This window comes from Cellulomonas endometrii, assembly GCF_949769265.1.
GTDB lineage: Bacteria > Actinomycetota > Actinomycetes > Actinomycetales > Cellulomonadaceae > Cellulomonas > Cellulomonas endometrii.
The window spans coordinates 57,207-78,004 of the sequence record NZ_CATKPC010000006.1; the positions used below are offsets into that span (position 1 = coordinate 57,207).

The 20,798-nt window shown below is 75.4% G+C and carries 18 protein-coding genes; 13 read left to right on the forward strand and 5 right to left on the reverse strand.

What is annotated here, in order from left to right:
* The first annotated feature begins 62 nt into the window (after window positions 1-62).
* From leuS to holA, 5 genes are all read left to right on the forward strand, one after another.
* Window positions 63-3,026: a leucine--tRNA ligase gene (leuS, locus tag QNH85_RS08530; protein ID WP_428830379.1), complete on the forward strand. Its 2,964-nt coding sequence runs from the start codon at window positions 63-65 to the stop codon at window positions 3,024-3,026.
* A gap of 152 nt (window positions 3,027-3,178) precedes the next feature.
* Complete coding sequence (locus QNH85_RS08535) at window positions 3,179-4,021, forward strand: DegV family protein (protein ID WP_282945756.1); 843 nt, start codon at window positions 3,179-3,181, stop codon at window positions 4,019-4,021.
* 122 nt (window positions 4,022-4,143) lie between these two features.
* On the forward strand, window positions 4,144-4,989 hold the full coding sequence (locus tag QNH85_RS08540; RefSeq protein WP_282945757.1) for a ComEA family DNA-binding protein: 846 nt from the start codon (window positions 4,144-4,146) through the stop codon (window positions 4,987-4,989).
* A gap of 2 nt (window positions 4,990-4,991) precedes the next feature.
* Window positions 4,992-6,740, forward strand: coding sequence for a ComEC/Rec2 family competence protein (locus QNH85_RS08545; RefSeq protein ID WP_282945758.1), 1,749 nt, complete (start codon window positions 4,992-4,994; stop codon window positions 6,738-6,740).
* 4 nt (window positions 6,741-6,744) lie between these two features.
* Complete coding sequence (gene holA / locus QNH85_RS08550) at window positions 6,745-7,785, forward strand: DNA polymerase III subunit delta (protein WP_428830380.1); 1,041 nt, start codon at window positions 6,745-6,747, stop codon at window positions 7,783-7,785.
* An 18-nt stretch (window positions 7,786-7,803) separates the two neighbouring features.
* Here the strand turns inward: holA and QNH85_RS08555 are convergent, their stop codons facing one another.
* Window positions 7,804-8,556 (reverse strand): EAL domain-containing protein, encoded by a 753-nt coding sequence (locus QNH85_RS08555; protein ID WP_282945759.1) that lies wholly within the window; start codon window positions 8,554-8,556, stop codon window positions 7,804-7,806.
* A gap of 209 nt (window positions 8,557-8,765) precedes the next feature.
* Between QNH85_RS08555 and QNH85_RS08560 the strand changes: the two genes are divergently transcribed.
* A complete protein-coding gene (locus QNH85_RS08560; RefSeq protein ID WP_282945760.1) occupies window positions 8,766-8,903 on the forward strand; it encodes a hypothetical protein in 138 nt (45 codons plus the stop codon).
* A gap of 131 nt (window positions 8,904-9,034) precedes the next feature.
* Complete coding sequence (locus QNH85_RS08565) at window positions 9,035-10,366, forward strand: helix-turn-helix domain-containing protein (RefSeq protein WP_213281318.1); 1,332 nt, start codon at window positions 9,035-9,037, stop codon at window positions 10,364-10,366.
* A gap of 222 nt (window positions 10,367-10,588) precedes the next feature.
* Here the strand turns inward: QNH85_RS08565 and rpsT are convergent, their stop codons facing one another.
* Window positions 10,589-10,849, reverse strand: a complete 261-nt coding sequence (gene rpsT / locus QNH85_RS08570; RefSeq protein WP_213281317.1) for a 30S ribosomal protein S20 — start codon at window positions 10,847-10,849, stop codon at window positions 10,589-10,591.
* Window positions 10,850-10,994: 145 nt separating this feature from the next.
* On the reverse strand, window positions 10,995-11,525 hold the full coding sequence (locus QNH85_RS08575; RefSeq protein WP_282945761.1) for a type II toxin-antitoxin system PemK/MazF family toxin: 531 nt from the start codon (window positions 11,523-11,525) through the stop codon (window positions 10,995-10,997).
* Between the two features lie 161 nt (window positions 11,526-11,686).
* Here QNH85_RS08575 and QNH85_RS08580 point away from each other — a divergent pair, with 161 nt between their 5' ends.
* The 5 genes from QNH85_RS08580 to hemW all read left to right on the forward strand — a co-directional run bounded on the left by QNH85_RS08580 (window position 11,687) and on the right by hemW (window position 18,239).
* A complete protein-coding gene (locus QNH85_RS08580; RefSeq protein WP_282945762.1) occupies window positions 11,687-13,279 on the forward strand; it encodes a circularly permuted type 2 ATP-grasp protein in 1,593 nt (530 codons plus the stop codon).
* Window positions 13,273-14,199, forward strand: a complete 927-nt coding sequence (locus QNH85_RS08585) for an alpha-E domain-containing protein (RefSeq protein WP_213281314.1) — start codon at window positions 13,273-13,275, stop codon at window positions 14,197-14,199. The genes QNH85_RS08580 and QNH85_RS08585 overlap by 7 nt, the downstream gene beginning before the upstream one ends.
* Window positions 14,199-15,044, forward strand: coding sequence for a transglutaminase family protein (locus QNH85_RS08590; RefSeq protein ID WP_282945763.1), 846 nt, complete (start codon window positions 14,199-14,201; stop codon window positions 15,042-15,044). Before QNH85_RS08585 ends, QNH85_RS08590 begins: the two co-directional genes overlap by 1 nt.
* 73 nt (window positions 15,045-15,117) lie before the next feature.
* On the forward strand, window positions 15,118-16,998 hold the full coding sequence (gene lepA / locus QNH85_RS08595; protein WP_282945764.1) for a translation elongation factor 4: 1,881 nt from the start codon (window positions 15,118-15,120) through the stop codon (window positions 16,996-16,998).
* Window positions 16,995-18,239 (forward strand): radical SAM family heme chaperone HemW, encoded by a 1,245-nt coding sequence (gene hemW, locus QNH85_RS08600; RefSeq protein ID WP_282945765.1) that lies wholly within the window; start codon window positions 16,995-16,997, stop codon window positions 18,237-18,239. The genes lepA and hemW overlap by 4 nt, the downstream gene beginning before the upstream one ends.
* Before the next feature lie 122 nt (window positions 18,240-18,361).
* Here hemW and QNH85_RS08605 read toward each other — a convergent pair whose 3' ends face one another.
* Window positions 18,362-18,733: a DUF4870 domain-containing protein gene (locus QNH85_RS08605; protein ID WP_282945766.1), complete on the reverse strand. Its 372-nt coding sequence runs from the start codon at window positions 18,731-18,733 to the stop codon at window positions 18,362-18,364.
* Window positions 18,734-18,892: 159 nt separating this feature from the next.
* Here QNH85_RS08605 and QNH85_RS08610 point away from each other — a divergent pair, with 159 nt between their 5' ends.
* Window positions 18,893-19,909: a DUF2189 domain-containing protein gene (locus QNH85_RS08610; protein ID WP_282945767.1), complete on the forward strand. Its 1,017-nt coding sequence runs from the start codon at window positions 18,893-18,895 to the stop codon at window positions 19,907-19,909.
* 9 nt (window positions 19,910-19,918) lie between these two features.
* Here QNH85_RS08610 and QNH85_RS08615 read toward each other — a convergent pair whose 3' ends face one another.
* The gene (locus tag QNH85_RS08615) at window positions 19,919-20,773 is read right to left on the reverse strand and encodes a DUF3097 domain-containing protein (protein ID WP_282945768.1); all 855 of its coding nucleotides are present in this window, start codon (window positions 20,771-20,773) and stop codon (window positions 19,919-19,921) included.
* Window positions 20,774-20,798 lie beyond the last annotated feature (25 nt).

The following is a 20,798-nucleotide window of genomic DNA, read 5'->3' on the forward strand; positions in this document are numbered from 1 at the left end:
GGCGGTGCGGGGCGGTCCCCAGGGCGTCCTGCAGCAGGTGCGGGCGTCGATAGACTTCCCGGGTGACGTCGCCCGCCTCCACCCAGCCCGATCCCGCCACCGCGCCCGCTGCGCCCTCCGGCCAGGACGTGCCGTTCCGGTACACCGCCGCGCTCGCGCGGGACATCGAGCTCAAGTGGCAGGACGAGTGGGTCGAGCGCGGGACGTTCTTCGCCGCGAACCCCTCCGGCGCGCTGACCGACGGCGACGGCGCCCCCGCCCGCGAGGGCGCGCGGCCGTTCTTCGTCATGGACATGTTCCCGTACCCCTCGGGCGCCGGCCTGCACGTCGGCCACCCGCTCGGCTACATCGCGACCGACGTCGTCGCGCGGTTCCGCCGCATGCAGGGCGACAACGTGCTGCACGCCCTGGGCTACGACGCGTTCGGGCTGCCGGCCGAGCAGTACGCCGTGCAGACGGGCCAGCACCCGCGCACGACCACCGAGGCCAACATCGAGATCATGGCGCGCCAGCTGCGCCGCCTGGGCGTCGCGCACGACCCGCGGCGCACGTTCGCGACGATCGACCCGGACTACGTGCGCTGGACGCAGTGGATCTTCCTGCAGATCTTCGAGTCCTGGTACGACGAGGACGCGGTGCGGCCCGACGGCGGTCGCGGCGCGGCCCGCCCGGTGGCGACGCTGGTGGAGGCCTACGAGTCCGGCGCGCGGGCCGTCCCCGACGGGATCGACGGCGTGCCCGACGGCGCGGACTGGGCGGAGCTGGACGCGGTGCAGCGCCGGCGCGTCGTCGACGCCCAGCGCCTGGCCTACGTCTCCGAGACCCCCGTGAACTGGTGCCCCGGCCTGGGCACCGTGCTGGCCAACGAGGAGGTCACCTCCGACGGCCGCTCCGAGCGGGGCAACTTCCCGGTGTTCCAGCGGACGCTGCGGCAGTGGAACATGCGGATCACCGCGTACGCCGACCGGCTGGCCGACGACCTCGCGCTCATCGACTGGCCCGAGAAGGTCACCGCCATGCAGCGGAACTGGATCGGCCGGTCCGAGGGCGCGCACGTGCACTTCGAGGTCACCGACGCGGACGAGCCGCTGACGGTGTTCACCACCCGCCCGGACACCCTGTTCGGCGCCACCTACGTGGTGCTGGCGCCCGAGCACCCGCTGGTCGACCAGATCCTCGCGAACGGCGAGCCCGCCTGGGCCGACGACGTGCCGCAGGACTGGCGCGGCGGCGCGGCGACCCCGGCGGCGGCCGTCGCGGCGTACCGGCGGGAGGCCGCGGCCAAGACCGCCGTCGAGCGGCAGGCCGACGCCGGGCGCAAGACCGGCGTGTTCACCGGCGGGTACGCCCTCAACCCCGTGAACGGCGCCTCGCTGCCCGTGTTCGTCGCCGACTACGTCCTGATGGGCTACGGCACCGGCGCGATCATGGCCGTGCCCGGCGGTGACAGCCGCGACTTCGCGTTCGCCGAGGCGTTCGGGCTCCCGGTCGTGCACACCGTCCAGCCGCCGGAGGGCTTCGAGGGCGGCGCGTGGACCGGTGACGGCGCAATCATCAGCTCCGCGAACGACGAGGTCACGCTCGACGGCCTGTCCGTCGCCGAGGCGAAGGCCCGCATCCTCGACTGGCTGGAGGAGCGCGGCGCCGGCACGCGCACGGTCACCTACCGCCTGCGTGACTGGCTGTTCAGCCGCCAGCGGTACTGGGGCGAGCCGTTCCCGGTCGTCTACGACGAGGACGACCTGCCGATCGCGATCCCCGAGCAGCTGCTGCCCGTCGACCTGCCGGACGTCCCGGACTACGCGCCGCGCACCTTCGACCCCGAGGACGCCGACTCCTCGCCCGAGGCGCCGCTGAGCCGCAACGACGACTGGGTCAACGTCACCCTGGACCTCGGCGACGGCCCGAAGACCTACCGCCGCGACACGAACACCATGCCGAACTGGGCCGGGTCGTGCTGGTACTACCTGCACTACCTGGACCCGTCGCACGCCACCGGGCAGGTCGTCGACCCCGCGCTCGAGCAGTACTGGATGGGCCCGGGCCACAACCCGACGGACACGCACGGCGCCGGCGGCGTCGACCTGTACGTCGGCGGCGTCGAGCACGCCGTGCTGCACCTGCTGTACGCCCGGTTCTGGCACAAGGTGCTGTACGACCTGGGCCACGTCAGCAGCCGGGAGCCGTTCTACAAGCTGTTCAACCAGGGCTACATCCAGGCGTACGCCTACACGGACGTCCGCGGGGTCTACGTGCCCGCCGCGGAGGTCGTCGAGGACGACTCCGTCGAGTCCGGGTTCACCTGGAACGGCGAGGAGGTGTTCCGCGAGTACGGCAAGATCGGCAAGTCGCTCAAGAACGCCGTCTCCCCGGACGAGATGTACGCCGAGTACGGCGCGGACACCCTGCGCGTCTACGAGATGTCGATGGGCCCGCTGGACCTCTCGCGCCCGTGGGAGACCCGGGCCGTGGTCGGCGCCCAGCGGTTCCTGCAGCGCGTCTGGCGCAACGTCGTGTCGGAGGAGACCGGCGAGGTCACCGTCGCCGACGTCGAGCCCACCGTCGACACGCTGCGGGTCCTGCACCGCACCATCGCCGAGGTCGGCGAGGACATGGCGGGCATGCGGATCAACACCGCGATCGCCAAGCTCATCGTCCTGAACAACCACCTGACCTCGCTGCCCGCCGTGCCGCGGACCGTCGTCGAGCAGCTCGTGCTCATGACCGCGCCCGTCGCCCCGCACCTGGCCGAGGAGCTCTGGTCCCGGCTGGGCCACGAGCGGTCCCTGGCGCACGAGCCGTTCCCGGTGGTCGACCCGCAGTACCTGGTCGAGGACACGGCGACCTGCGTGTTCCAGGTGCAGGGCAAGGTCCGCGGGCGCGCCGAGGTCAGCCCCGACGTCGACGACGACACCCTGCGGGAGCTCGCCCTGGCCGACGCCGGCGTGCAGCGGGCGCTGGCGGGTCGCGACGTGCGCACCGTGATCGTGCGCGCGCCGAAGCTGGTCAACGTGGTGCCGGCCTGACGGTGCCGGACGGGCCCGCGGCGGAGCCCGCGACGGTGTCCCGCTGGCGCGCCGCTCTGTCCGGGTGGGGCGGCCGCCTCGTCCACCGCGGCCGGTCCGGGGCGGCGGCGGGCCCCGCGCCGCTCCCGCCGCCGGCCCCGCGGGTCGTGGTCGTGACCGACTCGACGTCGTGCCTGACGCCCGAGGACGCCGCCGCGTGGGGCATCGACGTCGTGCCGCTCGACGTGGCCGCCGACGGCACCCGGTACCGGGACGGGGTCGACCTCACGCCCACGGGGCTGGCCGCGCTGCTCGAGCAGGGCCGGCGCGTCACGACGTCGCAGCCCCCGCCCGCCGCGTTCGCCGCCGCCTACGAGGCCGCCGCGGCGCGCGGTGCTGCCGAGGTGGTGTCCGTCCACCTGTCCGGCGAGCTCTCCGGCACCGTGCGCGCCGCCGGGATGGCGGCGCAGCTCGCACCGCTGCCGGTGCACGTCGTCGACTCGCGCAGCGCCGGCATGGGGCTGGGGTCCGCCGCGCTCGCCGCCGCCGAGGCCGCGCGCGGCACCGTCTGGGGCGACGTCCCGGACGGTGCCGAGGTCGCCGGTGTGGCGGAGCAGGTCGGCCGGTCGACCGCCGCCTGGTTCGTCGTGGACTCCCTCGACCACCTGCGCCGCGGCGGGCGGCTGTCCGGCGCGGCCGCCGCGTTCGGGACGGTGCTCGGGCTGCGGCCGGTGCTGACGCTGCGGGACGGCCGGATCGAGGTCGCCGAGCGCGTCCGGACCCGCCGGGCCGCCCGCGACCGGCTGCACCAGCTCGCCGTCCAGGAGGCGGAGGGGCGCGGGCCGGCCGTCCGCGTCGCGGTCCAGCACCTCGGGCGCCCGGAGGTCGCGGCCGAGCTCGCGGAGCGCATCCGGTCGACCCTGGCGATCGACGACGTGCTCGTGCGGGAGGTCGGCGCGGTGCTCGGGGGTCACCTCGGTGTCGGGGTGCTGGCGGTGACGGTCACCGACCGCTGAGGGGCACGGCGCGGCGCGATTCCGCGGCGCCGAACCGTCCCCAGGCCCGCGGCGGTTGCGTCGTCCCCACCAGGGCCACCGGCGTGACCCGGGCGAGCCGCGCCGTCCCTACGGTCGCAGGCATGACCTGGTACGACGGCGGTGACGTGCCGGACCCCACCACCCGGACCCCGCGCGCCGTGGCCGGGGCCCCGGGGGAGCCGTCCGCCCGTGCGCGGCTGCGCGCGGCGGCGGAGCCGACGCCCCTCGAGGCGGGACCGCTGCCGCGGGCGGCGGGGCGGTCGCGCCGGGCGGCCACCCGCTCGTCGCGCACGCTCGGGGTCCGGTGGCGGGTGAGCCCACGGGCGGCTGCCGTCGCGGTGCTGGCGCTCGCGCTCGTCGGCGGTGCGGTCGCGCTGCGCGCCGCGAGCGGGACGGCCGGGTCCGGGGCCCCCGCGGTCACCGTCGAGGAGCCGGCCGTCTCCGCGTCCCCCACGAGCGCGGGTCCGGCCGCGCCCACGGCGACTCCGGGGACGGTGTGGGTGCACGTCGTCGGGCAGGTCTCCGCGCCGGGGCTCGTGAGCCTCCCGGAGGGAGCGCGGGTCGCCGAGGCGGTCGCGGCCGCGGGCGGCGCGCTGCCCGACGCGGACCTCGGCGGTCTCAACCTCGCGGCCGTCGTGCAGGACGGCGCCCAGGTCCGCGTGCCCGCCCCGGGGGAGGCGGTCGCCCCCGCCACGGGCACCGGCCCTGCGCCGGGCGCCGGCCCCGCCGCGGCGGCCCCGGGTGGCGACGAGGGCGGCGCCGTCGACGTCAACCAGGCCGACGCCACCGAGCTCCAGGCCCTCCCGGGGATCGGCCCGGTGCTCGCCGAGCGGATCGTCGCCTGGCGGACCGAGCACGGCGCCTTCGCCGCGGTCGAGGACCTGCAGGACGTCCCGGGGATCGGCCCGGCGGTGCTGAGCCGGATCCGCGACCAGGCCCGGGTCTGACCGTGGCCGACGGCGAGTCGGTCGACCTCCGCCTGGTGCCCGCCGCGCTGGCGGTGTGGGCGGTGGCGGCCGGCGGAGTGCTGATCCCGGAGCCCGCGGCGTGGGCGGGCGGGGTCGCCGCCGGGATCGCGGCCGCCGTCGCTGCGGCGGTCGCGGACGGGCGCCGGCGGCCGGGGACGCGGCAGCGGCGGGGGACGGGGCAGCGGAGGGGGGACGGGCGCCCGCGTGGGACGGGCGCCCGCGGGGTCCGCGCGGGCGCGGGGGTCGGAGCGGGCGCGGGCGCGGGGTCCGCGCGGGCGCGGGGGTCGGCGCGGGCTCCGAGGGCCGCGCACGCGCAGGCAGCGCCGGTGCCGGCGGCCGGGCAGGCGCTGCTCGTCCTCGGGGCGGTGTCCGTGCTGCTGCTCGCGCTCGCCGTCCAGGTGCGCGTGCGGGAGTCCGGGGCGCTGCGGGAGCTGGCGGACGAGGGCGCACGCGTCCGGGTCGTCGGCGTCGTGCGGTCGACACCCGCGCCGTGGGGCAGGGCCGCGTCCTCCGACCCCGACCCCGGACGGAGCGCGGCACCCGTGCGCCTCCTGCTCGCGGCGTCGTCGGTCGACCCGGGCGGGAGAGGCGGACCCGCGGCCACCGGCGCGGCGGTCGAGGTGATCGCGCCCGCGTCCGCCGGCGCGCTGGCCTACGGGACCGAGGTGCAGGTCCTGGCCCGGCTGTCGCCGGCCCCGGACCGCGCCCGGAGGCCGGTCGTCCGCGCCCGCACCACCACCGACCCGACGGTCCGGGCACCGCCGTCCGCCCTGCTCCGCGGGGCGGAGCGGCTCCGAGCGGGGCTGGTCTCGGCGGCGTCGGCGGTCCCCGGGGACGCGGGGCGGCTCCTGCCCGCGATGGCGGTCGGTGACACGCGCGCGGTGGGCGACCTGGAGCAGGCGATGCGCGACTCGGGGCTGGCGCACCTGACCGCGGTGTCGGGCGCGCACTTCTCGCTCCTCGGCGCGGTGGTGCACGTGCTCGCCGCCTGGGCGCGGGTGCCGCGCCGGTGGCGGGTGCTGCCCGTGGCGACCGTGATGGCGGGGTTCGTCGTCCTGGTCCAGCCGGGTGCCAGCGTCGTGCGCGCGGCCGTCATGGGCGCGGTCGGGCTGCTGGGGCTGCTCGCGGGCCGGCCGGCGCGGTCCGTCCCGGCACTGGCGGGTGCGGTGGTCGTGCTGCTGGTGGTCGACCCGTGGCTGGCCCGCGACCTCGGCTTCGTGCTGTCCGTGGTGGCCACCGCGGGGATCGCGCTGCTCGCCGCACCGCTGGCCGCACGGTTCGCGGCACAGCTCACCGGCCCGAGGTCCGCCGGGCGTCGGGCGGGGCGCTCGACGGCGGGGGCGGGCCGGCCGGGGCCCGTCGCCACCGCGCTGGCGGTGCCGGTCGCCGCCCAGGCGGTCTGCGCCCCGGTGGTCCTGCTCCTGTCCCCGACGGTGCCGGTGTACGCGGTGCTGGCCAACGTCGCCGCCGCACCGGCGGTCCCGGTGGCGACCGTCGGCGGGCTGGTGGCCGCGCTGCTGTCCCCGTGGTGGCCGGCGGGGCCCGCGGCGTGCGCCCTGCGGGCCGGGGCGGCCTGCTGGTGGAGCGCCGGGGTGGCCCGCACGGCCCCCGGGCTGCGGGGCGCGCAGGTGGCGTGGGTGGGCGGGGCGGCCGGGCGGGTGCTGCTCGCGTGCGCCTGCGGTGCCGCGCTGGTCCTGGTGCTGGCGTGTCGGCGCCGCATGGCACCCTAGGGGCGTGCCGCCGTCCCCCGCCTCCGCCTCGCGCCGACCCGCACGGAGCGGCGGCCGCGCGTCCGCCGCACCCGCTGGGCTCGCCTGGGACGAGGTCGGGATCGCCCCCGTCGTGCTCGTCACCGGGCCGGAGGAGCTGCTCGCGGAGCGCGCCGTCGAGCGGGTGATCGGACTCGCCCGGGAGCGGGACCCCCAGGTCGAGGTCACCCGGCTCGACGCCGCGGCGTACGGCTCCGGCCAGCTCGCGCTCGCGACCAGCCCGTCGCTGTTCGCCGAGGACCGGGTGGTCGTGGTGGAGGGCGTCGAGAAGGCGACGGACGACCTGGTCCTCGAGGCCACCGCCTACGTCGCGCACCCGGAGGCGGACGTCGTGCTCGTGCTGCGGCACGGAGGCGGTCAGCGCGGCAAGCGGCTGCTCGACGCGGTCCGGGCGGCCGGCCACCCCGTCGCCAGCTGCGAGACCATCAAGCGCGACGCGGACAAGGTGGCGTTCGTGACCCAGGAGCTCCGCCGGGCGGGGCGCCGCATGGAGCCGCGCGCCGTCCGGGCGCTGGTCGACGCGGTCGGCAGCGACCTGCGGGAGCTCGCCGCGGCGTGCAGCCAGCTGGTCGCGGACACCACCGGGGTCATCGGGGTCGAGGTCGTCGAGCGGTACTACGCCGGTCGCATCGAGGCCACCGGCTTCCGGGTCGCGGACGCCGCGGTCGAGGGCTCCGCCGGCGAGGCCGTCGCGCTGCTGCGGCACGCGTTCGCCACCGGGGTCGACCCCGTGCCCCTCGTCGCGGCGCTGGCGGCGCGCCTGCGCATCCTCGCCAAGGTCTCGGCGGTGCGCGGCCGGGGTGCGGGCGCGGAGCGGGAGCTCGGCCTGGCCCCGTGGCAGCTGGACCGGTCCCGCAAGGAGCTCGCGCGGTGGACGCCCGAGGGGCTCGCGCACGCGATCACCGCCGTGGCGCAGGCCGACGCGGAGGTCAAGGGCGCAGGCCGGGACCCGAAGTTCGCCGTCGAGCGGGCCGTGCTCCGCATCGCGGGGTCCGTGCGCCGCTGAGGCGCCGGGGCCTCGACGTCAGAGGTAGCGGCCGATCGAGTCGTGGTCGGGGCCGATCAGCGGGGCCGACGACCGGTCGAGCAGCAGGCTGCGCTCCAGCAGGTTGCCCTGGTAGAGGTCGAACCCGAGCCGGCGCCCGGCCTTCAGCTCGGTGCTGGACTCGACGAACTCCGCGACCAGCAGCGCCCCGTGCGACCGCGCCAGGTCGACCACCGGCTCGCCCTCGACGTCGAGGTCCCGCGCGTCGATCTTGACGAAGTCGGCCTGGGGGAGCAGCGACCGCTGGTCCGGCCGGGAGACGAAGCCGGCCATGGCGATGCGGAAGCCCTGCTCGCGCAGCCGTCGCACGCCGCGCAGGATGTCGCCGTCGATCCGGGTGCTCCCCGCGATCTCGATGACGAGGCGGTCCGGCCGGGACGGCAGCTGCAGGTCGCCGACCAGGTACGCGCGCGGGCACCGGACGAACAACCAGCGGCCGTGCCCGACCTCGTCCACGTCGGCGCGCCCGAAGGTCGCGCGGAGCACCGCGCTCGTCGCGCGCTCGTGCTGCAGGTCCGACCACGCCGCGGCGTCCGCGCACGTGGTGCCGGGGACGCGGAAGGCCAGCTCGTAGCCGAAGGGGTGCAGGCGCGGGGAGAAGATGCCCTGCCGCCCCACGACCACCTGCTCCTGGGCGACGTGCCGGTCCCACTCCCGCCGCAGGGCGTCCGGGATCGCCGCGTCGACCGCGTCGGCCAGGCGCCGCTCCGCTTCGCCGTGTCCCCTCGTCATGTCGTCTATGACACCACAGGACGAGCCGCATGACACGGGGGAAGTTCCCTGACCGGGGGTGATGTCCCGCGATCGTGGGCCGGATCACCTGCTGATTCACCCGTATGGGCGGACATGGTGCGAAAACCCTCAGGCGGTGGTGCGAAGCGCTTCGCGTAAGTCATGCTTCTTGTGACAGAGAGTCAACGTTCTGTGACAGGAGACATCCCATGCGTACTGCGCTGAAGGCCCTCGCGACCACCGCCCTCGCCCTGACCCTGACCCTCGGCGCCTCGGGCGCCGCCAACGCCGCCGGCCTCGTCACGATCCAGAGCGGTGCGACCGGCTGCTGCCGGATCGCGGTCTGAACGCCTTCGGCGCCTCCCGGCTCGCCCTGCTGGCTCTCGGTGGACGGGGCGGGCCGGGGGATCGCCGTGCGAGCCGTGGCGGACGGGTGACATGCTCGCCGTCACGGCTCGTCATAGGTACAGTGACACCCATGACCTCCATTGCTGACCGCGTCCGCCAGGCGCGGTTGGCCGCTGGGCTCTCCCAGACGGCCCTCGCCGGTGACGCGCTCTCGCCGAGCTACATCTCGCTGATCGAGTCGGGCCGACGGGAACCGACCGACGCCGCGCTCGCCGTCCTGGCCGAGCGGCTGGGGTCGACGGTCGAGTACCTCAAGCACGGCGACGAGGGCCCGGCCGAGGCGCGGGCCAAGCTCGCGCTGGACTACGCCCGCCTGGACCTCGTGTCCGGCGAGGCGTCCTCCGCCCGCGACCGCATCCTGGCGCTCGACCTCGAGTCCGTGACCCGCCAGGTCCGCGTCGACTCCCGGCTCGCGCTCGCCCAGGCGTACGAGATGCTCGGCGACCTCGAGTCCGCCGTCGGCGTGCTCGAGCCGCTGCTGACCCAGTCCCGTGCGGACGCGCACCACCTCGACGCCGCCGCGACCGCGACCGCGCTCGTCGCCTCCTACGTGGAGTCCGGTGACCTCGGCCGCGCGATCGAGGTCGGGGACCGTCAGCTGCTCGAGCTCGAGGAGGCCGGCCTCACCGGCACGGACGAGCACCTGCGTCTCGGCTCCACCACGCTGTGGGCCTACGTCGAGCGGGGCGACCTGCTGTACGCGACCCACCGCGCGTCGGAGCTGATCCGGCAGGCCGAGCAGCTCGGCACGCCGCGCGGCCGCGGCTCGGTGTACTGGAACGCCGCGCTCGTCGCGGAGCAGCGCCACGACTACGCGCTCGCCAAGCGCTACACCGAGCGGGCGCTCGCGCTGCTCGGCGAGGGCGAGGTCAGCCGCGACATCCCGCGTCTGCGCCTGAACTACGCGTGGCTGCTGCTGCGGAGCGACCCGGCGGAGCCCGCCATGGCGCTGGAGCAGCTGGACCGGGCCGCCCCGGAGCTGGCGGTGTCGGGCTCCGAGGTGGAGATGGCGCGCCTCGACGTCGAGCGGTCGCGCGGGCACCTCATGCAGGGCGACCCGATCGCGGCCGAGGGCTACGCCCGGGCGGCGCTCGACCGGCTCGGCGACCAGCCGCGGCTGGAGAGCAGCGCCGCGCAGCTCGCCCTCGGTGACGCGCTGCACGCGCGCGGCGAGGTGCCGGCGGCGTCGCGGGCGTACCGGTGGGCGGCGGACATGCTCGGCATGATGTCGGCGTCCCGGCAGTCGGCCGCCGTCTGGCGCGAGCTCGGCGACCGGTTCCTCGGCCACGGCGACGTCACCGGCGCGGCGCAGGCGTTCGACCGGGCGCTGCGCGAAGCAGGATTCCGGCCCGCGGTCCCCGCGGTGCTGTGGGAGGCGTGGAGCGCGGTGGCGCAGGACTGACCACCGACGTTCCCCACGGGGCGGTCCACGACCGCCCCCGCTCAGAGGGCGTCACCCCGCAGGGGGGGTGACGCCCTCGGGCGTCTCCGGGCGTCTGCGGTGGGGGAAGCCGCGGGAGGCCGCGGGAACGGCGCACCGCTCCGGCCGCCGCGACCACGTCCCGGGAACGACGAAGGGCGCCACCCGCAGGTGGCGCCCTTCGTGCAGATCCGCGGGGACGCGTCAGATCGAGTTGACCGACTTCGCCAGCGCCGACTTCTTGTTGGCCGCCTGGTTGGCGTGGATGACGCCCTTCGACACGGCCTTGTCGAGCTTCTTCGACGCGGCGGTCAGCGCGGTGGTCGCCGCCTCCTTGTCGCCGCTCGCGACGGTCTCGCGCACGCGGCGCACGAACGTCCGCAGCTCGGACTTGACGGCCTTGTTGCGCAGGCGCGCCTTCTCGTTGGTGCGGATGCGCTTGATCTGGGACTTGATGTTGGCCACGGTGTGGACTCTCTCGTGTGTTCGCCGGAGCGAAAGGAACAGGTCGTAGAGGGCGCGTCCGGCGCCGGGACTGGGGCGTGGGGACACCCGCGGAGAGGAACCGGACTTGTGCCCGCCGACCCGGGCGGACACGCAGCTCGCAAGATTACCAGGTCGACGCGGCCTGCGCCGCAGCCACCACCCGGTCGAACAGCGCGCGGTCGACGACGGCGCCCTCGCGCCGCACCCGGGCCGGGTCGACGCGCAGCACCCGGTCCAGCCGGACCTCGCTCGGCCGGCGCTGCGCGTCCCAGGCGCCGGTGCCCACGTCGAGCCACCGGCGGCCGTGCCGGGCCTCGTCGGCGGCGTCGCGGTCGTGGTCCTTGCTGGTCAGCATCAGCCCGAGGAGCAGGCGCCCGTCCCGGCCGACGAGCAGCACGGGACGGTCCTTGCCGCGTCGGGGGTCGTCCTCGTACGGCACCCACGTCCACACGACCTCGCCCGGGTCCGGGGCGCCGTCGAGGTCGGGGGAGTAGGACGCCGTCCAGGGCCCGGCGTGGTCCCCGGGGAGCGCCCCTTTGACCAGGCCCCCGCCGGAGCCGCCCGCGACGGCCTGGGGCCTCGGCCGGCCCGCGCGCCCCGTCAGCACCCGCGCGACCGCGCCGATCCCACGCCGCCACGCCCCCGTCCGCACCATGCGGAGCACGCTACCGACGCCAGGCCGCCCCGCGACGTCGGCACTCCGCGGGCGAGGTCGGCAGTGCGGTGCCGGAGGGCGGGGTGCGGGAGGATCGCGGCGTGACCTCGCCGTTCCCGGCCGGACACACGGCCGTGACACGGGAGGGCGAGGATCACCGGATGGCGGACCTGTTCGACGCGTACCCCCCGGGAGCGGCCTGGGACGAGATGCTGGACGCGACCACGGGACCGCGCCCGACGTACCAGCACGTGCACGCCGCGCTGGCGCAGCAGTCGACGACGGACCTGCGCGCCCGGGCCGACGCGCTCGCCCGGTCGTACCTCGCGCAGGGCGTGACGTTCGACTTCGCGGGCGAGGAGCGGCCGTTCCCGCTGGACGTGGTGCCGCGGGTGCTCGCCGGTCACGAGTGGGACCACGTCGCGCCGGGGGTCGCGCAGCGCGTGCGGGCGCTGGAGGCGTTCCTGGCGGACGTGTACGGCCCGCAGAAGGCCGTGGCCGACGGGGTGGTGCCGCGCGGGCTCATCGTGTCCTCGACGCACTTCCACCGCGCGGCGCGGGGCATCCAGCCGCCGAACGGGGTGCGGGTGCACGTCTCGGGCATCGACCTGGTGCGGGACGAGACCGGCACGTTCCGGGTGCTGGAGGACAACGTCCGGGTGCCCAGCGGGGTGTCGTACGTGCTGTCCAACCGCCGGGCGATGGCCCAGACGTTCCCGGAGCTGTTCGCGACGCTGCGGATCCGCCCCGTGCAGGACTACCCCCGCCGGCTGCTCGCCGCGCTGACGGCCGCCGCCCCGACGGGGGTGGACGACCCGACGGTCGTCGTCCTGACCCCCGGCGTGTACAACTCGGCGTACTTCGAGCACTCCCTGCTGGCGCGGACGATGGGCGTCGAGCTGGTCGAGGGCCGGGACCTGTTCTGCGCCGGCGGGCGGGTGTGGATGCGGACGACGCAGGGCCGCCGACGGGTGGACGTGATCTACCGCCGGGTGGACGACGACTACCTGGACCCGGTGGCGTTCCGGTCGGACTCGGCGCTCGGCAGCCCGGGGATCATGACGTGCGCGCGGGCCGGGAACGTAACGATCGCCAACGCGGTCGGCAACGGGGTGGCGGACGACAAGCTCGTCTACACCTACGTGCCCGACCTCATCCGGTACTACCTCGGCGAGGAGCCCGTGATCCCGAACGTCGACACGTGGCGCCTGGAGGAGCCGGAGGCGCTCGCGGAGGTCCTGGACCGCCTGGACGAGCTGGTCGTGAAGCCGGTCGACGGCTCGGGCGGCAAGGGCCTCGTGGTCGGCCCGGCGGCGTCCCGCGCGGAGCTGGGCGCGCTGCGCGACCGGCTCCGGGAGGACCCGCGGGGCTGGATCGCGCAGCCCGTCGTCCAGCTCTCCACGGTGCCGACGCTCGTCGAGGACGGCCTGCGCCCGCGGCACGTGGACCTGCGGCCGTTCGCGGTGAACGACGGCGACCAGGTGTGGGTGCTGCCCGGCGGGCTGACCCGCGTCGCGCTGCCGGAGGGGGAGCTGGTCGTGAACTCCTCGCAGGGCGGCGGGTCGAAGGACACGTGGGTGCTGGGCGCGGCCGTCCCGCACCGCGGCCGGCACACCGGCACGACCGCCGCCCAGGCCCGCGCGGTCGCCGTCGACTCCGCCGTGCCGATCGACGCGCACCCGAGCGACACGGCGTCGCAGGCCGAGCAGCAGCAGCAGGCGCTCGCGGTGCCGGCGGGGGGTGCGCCGTGCTGAGCCGGATCGCGGAGTCGCTGTTCTGGATCGGCCGGTACGTGGAGCGCGCCGACGACACCGCGCGGCTGCTCGACGTGCACGTGCAGATCCTGCTCGAGGACCCGTGGGCGGAGGAGGACCTGGCCTGCCGCTCGCTGCTGTCCGTCATGGACCGCCCCGCACCGGCGCCGGACGTGCAGGTCGGCCGGCAGCAGGTGCTGGAGATGCTCGGGTACGACCGGGTCTCGCCGTCGTCGATCGCCGGGTCGCTGGCCGCGGCCCGGGAGAACGCCCGGCGGGCGCGGGAGATCGTGTCGACCGAGCTGTGGGAGTGCCTCAACACGGCCTGGAACCAGCTGCCCGCCCAGATGCGCCCGACCCGGCCGCACGACTACTTCACGTGGGTGCGGGAGCGGGCGGCCATCGTCGCCGGGCTGACGGACTCCGCGACGTCGAGGGACGACACCTGGCGGTTCATGGTGCTGGGCCGGTCCATCGAGCGCGCCGACATGACCGCCCGGCTCATCACCACGCGGGCGCTCGCGGGCGCCGGCGGGCCCGGGTGGACGACGCTGCTGCGGTCCTGCGGCGCGCACGAGGCCTACCTGCGGACGTATCGCGGGATGGACTCCGACGAGCGCGCGGCCGGGTTCCTGCTGCTCGACCGGTCCTTCCCGCGGTCGATCGTCTACGCGCTCGGCCAGGCGGAGGAGTGCCTGACGTCGCTGGAGCCGGCCCGGGTGTCGGGCGTGGAGGAGGCCATCCGGCACCTCGGGCACGCCCGCACGAGCCTGGAGTACCGGCCGCTGCCGGAGGTGCTGGACGCCCTGCCCGCGGAGATGGAGCGGGTGCAGCGGGCGTGCGCCGCCGCGAGCGACGCGATCCGCCGCCGGTACTTCCCGTCCGGCGGCGTCACGACCTGGGTGGGAGAGGCCGTCTGATGGGCACCAGTCGCCTGCACGTGGTGCACACCACGAGCTTCCGGTACACGCGGCCGGTCACCGCGTCCTACAACGAGGCCCGGATGACCCCCCTGCCGCAGCCGGGGCAGACCGTGCTGGACACGCGGCTGGACGTGCAGCCGCACACCTGGGCGTACGAGTACCGCGACTACTGGGGCTCCGCCGTCACGGCCTTCGAGGTGCTGGCCCCGCACGAGTCGCTGGTCGTCACGGCCGAGAGCCGCGTCGAGGTGAGCGAGCGGCCCGGCCCGCGCACCGCGGGGGACTGGGCGACCCTGCGCAGCCCCGGCCTGCGGGACACCCTGGCCGAGTTCCTGTCCGACACCGCGACCACCCAGGCGCCCGACGAGGTCGCGGCGCTCGCGGCCGACGCCGCCGCCGGGCTCGGGCCGACCGACGCCGCGCTCGCGATCTGCCACGCGGTGCGCGACGAGATCGAGTACGTGCCGGGGGTCACCGCGGTGCACACGCCCGCGGGCGAGGCGTGGTCGGCGCGCAAGGGGGTCTGCCAGGACATGGCGCACCTGGCGGCCGGGGCGCTGCGCAGCGTCGGCATCCCCGCCCGGTACGTGTCGGGCTACCTGCACCCGCAGCGGGACGGCGAGATCGGCCGGACCGTGGTCGGGGAGTCCCACGCCTGGGTCGAGTGGTGGGCCGGCGAGTGGGTGGCGTACGACCCGACCAACCGGGTGGCGGTCGGGGAGCAGCACGTGGCGCTCGGCCGGGGGCGCTGCTACGACGACGTCCCGCCGCTGCGCGGCATCTTCGCCGGTGCCGGGACCCAGTCCCTCGACGTGGAGGTCCGGATCACGCGGGAGGCGTGAGCCCCGGCTTCGGGCTTGCACCGCGGGCGTGGGACCATGGGGGCAGCCCCGTCCCACGAAACCGAGGGAGCACGTGTCCCCGATCCCGAGCGCCGCCCAGTTCCAGCGCATCGCCCCCGCGGCGACGCCGCCGGAGCTCCTGCGCAACTTCTGCATCATCGCGCACATCGACCACGGCAAGTCGACGCTCGCCGACCGGATGCTGCAGCTCACCGGCGTGGTCGACGCGCGCGCGATGCGGGCGCAGTACCTCGACCGGATGGACATCGAGCGCGAGCGCGGCATCACCATCAAGTCGCAGGCCGTGCGGATGCCCTGGGCGCTGGGTGACACCCCCTACGCGCTCAACATGATCGACACCCCCGGCCACGTGGACTTCACGTACGAGGTGTCCCGGTCGCTCGCGGCGTGCGAGGGCGCGGTGCTGCTGGTCGACGCCGCGCAGGGCATCGAGGCGCAGACGCTCGCGAACCTGTACCTCGCGCTCGAGAACGACCTGCAGATCATCCCGGTGCTGAACAAGATCGACCTGCCGGCCGCCCAGCCCGAGAAGTACGCCGAGGAGCTCGCGGGCCTCATCGGCGGCGACCCGGAGGACTGCCTGCGCGTGTCGGGCAAGACGGGCGAGGGCGTCGAGGCGCTGCTGAACCGGATCGTCGAGCTCGTGCCGGCGCCGACGGGCGACCCGGACGCCCCGGCCCGCGCGATGATCTTCGACTCGGTCTACGACACCTACCGCGGCGTCGTGACCTACGTGCGGGTCAAGGACGGCAACCTCAACCCGCGCGAGCGCATCGCCATGATGTCGACCCGCGCCGCCCACGAGCTGCTCGAGATCGGCGTCATCTCCCCGGAGCCGGTCCCGACCAAGGGCCTGGGCGTGGGCGAGGTCGGCTACCTCATCACCGGCGTGAAGGACGTGCGCCAGTCGAAGGTCGGCGACACCGTCACCAACATGTCGAAGCCGGCCTCCGAGGCCCTCGGCGGGTACTCCGACCCGAAGCCGATGGTGTTCTCGGGCCTGTACCCGATCGACGGCTCGGACTACCCGGTGCTGCGCGACGCGCTCGACAAGCTGAAGCTGAACGACGCCGCGCTGAACTACGAGCCCGAGACCTCGGTCGCGCTGGGCTTCGGGTTCCGCGTCGGGTTCCTCGGCCTGCTGCACCTGGAGATCATCCGGGAGCGGCTCGAGCGCGAGTTCGACCTCGACCTCATCTCGACGGCCCCGAACGTGGTCTACGAGGTGACGATGGAGGACCGCACGGTCGTCACGGTCACCAACCCGAGCGAGTTCCCCGGCGGCAAGATCCGCGAGGTCCGCGAGCCGGTCGTGAAGTCGACGATCCTCGCGCCCAGCGAGTTCATCGGCGCGATCATGGAGCTCTGCCAGGGCAAGCGCGGCGACCTGCAGGGCATGGACTACCTGTCCGAGGACCGCGTCGAGATGCGCTACACGCTGCCGCTCGCGGAGATCGTGTTCGACTTCTTCGACCAGCTGAAGTCCCGCACCCGCGGCTACGCGAGCCTGGACTACGAGCCCATCGGCGACCAGGTCGCGGACCTGGTGAAGGTGGACATCCTGCTGCAGGGCGAGCAGGTCGACGCGTTCAGCGCGATCGTGCACAAGGACAAGGCGTACGCGTACGGCGTCATGATGGCGTCCAAGCTCAAGGACCTCATCCCGCGCCAGCAGTTCGAGGTGCCGATCCAGGCGGCCGTGGGCTCGCGCGTGATCGCCCGCGAGACCATCCGCGCGATCCGCAAGGACGTCCTCGCCAAGTGCTACGGCGGCGACATCACCCGCAAGCGCAAGCTGCTGGAGAAGCAGAAGGAGGGCAAGAAGCGCATGAAGACCATCGGACGGGTCGACGTGCCGCAGGAGGCCTTCATCGCCGCGCTGACCTCCGACGCGGCCGGCTCCAAGGCCGCCACGGACGCCAAGAAGAAGTGAGCCCCGCTCTCCCGGACGGCGACGCCGCTCCGGCGGACGGCGCCCTCCCGGCCTCGGTGCGGGACGGCGCCGAGGCCCGCGGCTTCGGCGTGTACCTGCACGTGCCGTTCTGCACGGTGCGCTGCGGGTACTGCGACTTCAACACGTACACCGCCACGGAGCTCGGCGGCGGCGCGTCCCAGGTGGCGTACGCGGACACGGCCCTCGCGGAGATCGCCCTGGGCGGCCGCGTGCTGCGCGCCGCCGGGCTGCCGGAGCGCGCGGCGTCCACCGTGTTCGTCGGCGGCGGCACCCCGACGGTGCTGCCCGCCGGGGACCTGGTCCGGATGCTCGACGGGGTGCGCGGCACCTGGGGGCTCGCGCCCGACGCGGAGGTCACCACCGAGGCGAACCCCGACTCCGTGACCCCGGAGTCGCTCGCGGAGCTGGCGCGCGGCGGCTTCACGCGGGTGTCGTTCGGCATGCAGTCCGCCGTCCCGCACGTGCTGGCCACCCTGGAGCGCACGCACGACCCGCGCCGGATCCCCGACGTCGTGCGGTGGGCGCGCGACGCGGGCCTCGCGGTGTCGCTGGACCTCATCTACGGGACGCCGGGGGAGTCGCTCGCGGACTGGCGGGCGTCGCTGGAGACCGCGCTCGCGACGGGCGTCGACCACGTGTCCGCCTACGCGCTGGTGGTCGAGCAGGGCACCAAGATGGCCGTGCAGGTGAAGCGGGGCCTGCTGACCCTGCCGGACGAGGACGACCAGGCCGCGAAGTACGAGCTCGCCGACGACCTGCTCACGGCGGCCGGCCTGCGCTGGTACGAGGTGAGCAACTGGGCCCGCACCCCCGCGGACGCCTGCCGCCACAACCTCGCGTACTGGCGGAACGACGACTGGTGGGGCGTCGGCCCCGGCGCGCACAGCCACGTCGGCGGCGTGCGGTGGTGGAACGTCAAGCACCCGCGGGCGTACGCCGCGCGGCTCGCGGAGGGCCTGAGCCCCGCGGCGGGACGGGAGACCGTCGAGGACTCCTCGGCGCGCCTGGAGCGGGTGATGCTCGGCGTGCGGCTCGACGAGGGGCTGCCGCTCGACGCGCTCAGCCCGCGCGCCCGCACCGCGGTCGGGACGCTGGTGGCGGACGGCCTGGTCGACGGCCGCGCCGCCCTGGGCCACGGCGACGTCCCGGGCGCCCGGGTCCGCCTCACCCGCCGCGGCCGCCTCCTGGCCGACGCGGTCGTCCGCACCCTCGCGGACTAACCGGCGCCCGCCCCGCCCCGTCCGGCCGCCGGAGACGCCGAGAGGGCAGCAGACGCCGTCTCCCGGGGTCCGGGAGCGGCATCTGCTGCCCTCTCGACGAGGTGCGCGTCAGCGCACGGAGGTCACTTGACCAGGCGGATGGTCACCGGGTAGCGGTACCACTGGCCCTTGTTGACCGCGACGGCCGCCAGGATGCCGAACACGATGCTCGCGATCCACACCAGGAACAGCAGCGGCGACGCGATGCCGAACGTGATGGCCGTGAGGATGCTCGCGGCGATGTAGGCGAAGATCAGCGTGATCTGGAAGTTGAGGGCCTCCTTGGCCTGGTCCTCCAGGAACTGGCCGCGTCCCTTGAACACGAGCCAGATCACGAGGGCCGGGATGAAGCCGAACAGGATGCCGCCGAGGTGGGCGAGCAGGGCCCAGGTGCGCTCCTCGTCGGGGCGCAGCGGGGGCTGGCCGGCGACGGGCGGCTGCGGGGCGTAGGACATGGCTCTCCTTGACGGTGTCGTGGCTACGGCGGGTCGAAGCGTAGCGGCATGACCGGCCGATTCGTCCCGATATCCCGGGAACGGACCTCCTTGACACGCGGCGGCCGCCTTCGGTTCGCTGGCGCGACGGACGATCGTCGTCCCGACCAGGAGGCCCCGATGACCGAGAACCCCGGCGCGCAGCCGCCGCGCGACGACGAGCCGACGACGCCGGAGGGGCCCGGGCCGGCCACGCCACTGCCGCCGGGGTCCGGGCAGGCCGCGCCGCCGCCGCCCGGGTACGGGCCGCCCGCAGGCGGGTACCCGCCGCCGGGCGCCGCCGGGTACGGGCAGCAGCCGGGGTACGGGCAGCCCGGGTACGGGCAGCAGCCGGGGTACGGGCAGCAGCCGGGGTACGGGCAGCAGCCGCCGGCCGGCCCGCCCGGGTACGGCCAGCCGTACGGCGCGCAGCAGCCCGCCGCCGGCCAGCCCTACCCCGGCCAGCCCTACCCGCCGACCGCGGGCTCCGTCGTCGGCGACGGGTTCGGCTGGGGCTGGACGAAGTTCACCCAGCACTGGGGCGCCATGGTGCTGGGCGTGCTGGCGTACCTCGCGATGATCACGCTCATCGGGATCGTCGCGTTCTCGATCCTCGTCGGCGGTGCGGTGGCGAGCGCCGACCCCGTGACGGGCGAGATCGACAGCGGTGCCGGGTTCGCGCTGACGTTCGGCTACCTGCTCGTCCTGGCGATCATCGTGCTGCTGTCCGCGTTCATGCAGGCGGGGGTCATCCGGGCGACGCTGGAGGTGGCGAACGGCCGCCGCGTGGACTTCGGCACGTTCTTCCGGTTCGAGAACCTCGGGACCGTGGTGCTCGCGGCGCTGCTGGTCGGGCTCGGGACGGGCATCGGGGCGCTGCTGTTCGTGCTGCCGGGTCTCGTGTTCGCGTTCTTCGCCCAGTTCGCCCTGTTCTTCGTCATCGACAAGCGCCTCGGCGCGGTCGACGCCATCAAGGCGAGCTTCACGCTGGTCAACCGGAACCTGGGCACGGTGGCGCTGCTGTTCCTGGGCGTCTACGCGGCGAACCTGGTCGGCTCCGCGCTGTGCGGCGTCGGGCAGCTCGTGTCGTTCCCGGTGGGCGTCCTGGCGACCACCTACGTGTACCGCCGCGTGCAGAACGAGCCCGTCGCGCCCTGAGCCGTCGGGTCAGGGGGCGGTGACGAAGTCGATGAGCTCCTCGACCCGGCCCAGGAGCGACGGCTCGAGGTCGGCGTAGGTCCGCACGCTGCGCAGGATGCGCTGCCAGGCGCGGGCCACGTCGGCCTGCTCGTCGGCGGGCCAGCCGAGCTCGCGCAGGATGCCGCGCTTCCACTCGGTGCCGCGCTCGATCGTCGGCCACGCGCGCAGGCCGATGCGCTCCGGGCGGACGGCCTGCCAGACGTCGACGTACGGGTGGCCGAGCACCAGGACGGTGCCGGCGGGGACGCTGCGCATCGCCTCGTCGGCGATCCGCCGCTCCTTCGACCCCGGGACCAGGTGGTCCACGAGCACGCCGACGCGGCGACCCGGACCCGGCGCGAAGTCCCGCAGCGCGTCGACCAGGTTGTCGACGCCGTCCAGCAGCTCGACGACGACGCCCTCGGCCCGCAGGTCGTCGCCCCAGACCTTCTCGACCAGCTCGGCGTCGTGCTTGCCCTCGACCCAGATGCGGCTGCCGATGGCGACGCGGGCGCGCTGGTCGGCGGCCGCGAGGGACCCCGACGCGGTCCGACGCGGCCCGGTCGCCGCCGGCGCGGGCCTCGGCGCCGTCAGCTCGACCGGCTTGCCGTCCACCCAGAACCCCGGGCCGAGCCGGAACGTGCGGGTCCTGCCGTGCCGGTCCTCCAGGACGACCACGTGCTCGCCGCCGGACTTCTCGACCCGGACGACGGCACCGACCCACCCGGTGGTGACCTCCTCCACGACCAGCCCGCGCTCGGCGGGCAGCGGCGTCGAGGTCGGCCGGCGGTGCGTGCGGGCGGAGGTCGCGGCGAGCACGTCGGGTCCGTAACGGTCGGTCACCCGCGGCAGCCTAGGTGCCGACCCC

What these genes read in the sequence shown, in the direction of transcription:
- QNH85_RS08555 (WP_282945759.1), bottom strand. Translation starts at nt 8,556, where the DNA reads ATGACGAGGGGACACGGCGAAGCGGAGCGGCGCCTGGCCGACGCGGTC.
- QNH85_RS08560 (WP_282945760.1), top strand. Translation starts at nt 8,766, where the DNA reads ATGCGTACTGCGCTGAAGGCCCTCGCGACCACCGCCCTCGCCCTGACC.
- QNH85_RS08575 (WP_282945761.1), bottom strand. Translation starts at nt 11,525, where the DNA reads ATGGTGCGGACGGGGGCGTGGCGGCGTGGGATCGGCGCGGTCGCGCGG.
- QNH85_RS08565 (WP_213281318.1), top strand. Translation starts at nt 9,035, where the DNA reads ATGACCTCCATTGCTGACCGCGTCCGCCAGGCGCGGTTGGCCGCTGGG.
- QNH85_RS08610 (WP_282945767.1), top strand. Translation starts at nt 18,893, where the DNA reads ATGACCGAGAACCCCGGCGCGCAGCCGCCGCGCGACGACGAGCCGACG.
- QNH85_RS08605 (WP_282945766.1), bottom strand. Translation starts at nt 18,733, where the DNA reads ATGTCCTACGCCCCGCAGCCGCCCGTCGCCGGCCAGCCCCCGCTGCGC.
- QNH85_RS08580 (WP_282945762.1), top strand. Translation starts at nt 11,687, where the DNA reads ATGGCGGACCTGTTCGACGCGTACCCCCCGGGAGCGGCCTGGGACGAG.
- QNH85_RS08590 (WP_282945763.1), top strand. Translation starts at nt 14,199, where the DNA reads ATGGGCACCAGTCGCCTGCACGTGGTGCACACCACGAGCTTCCGGTAC.
- QNH85_RS08540 (WP_282945757.1), top strand. Translation starts at nt 4,144, where the DNA reads ATGACCTGGTACGACGGCGGTGACGTGCCGGACCCCACCACCCGGACC.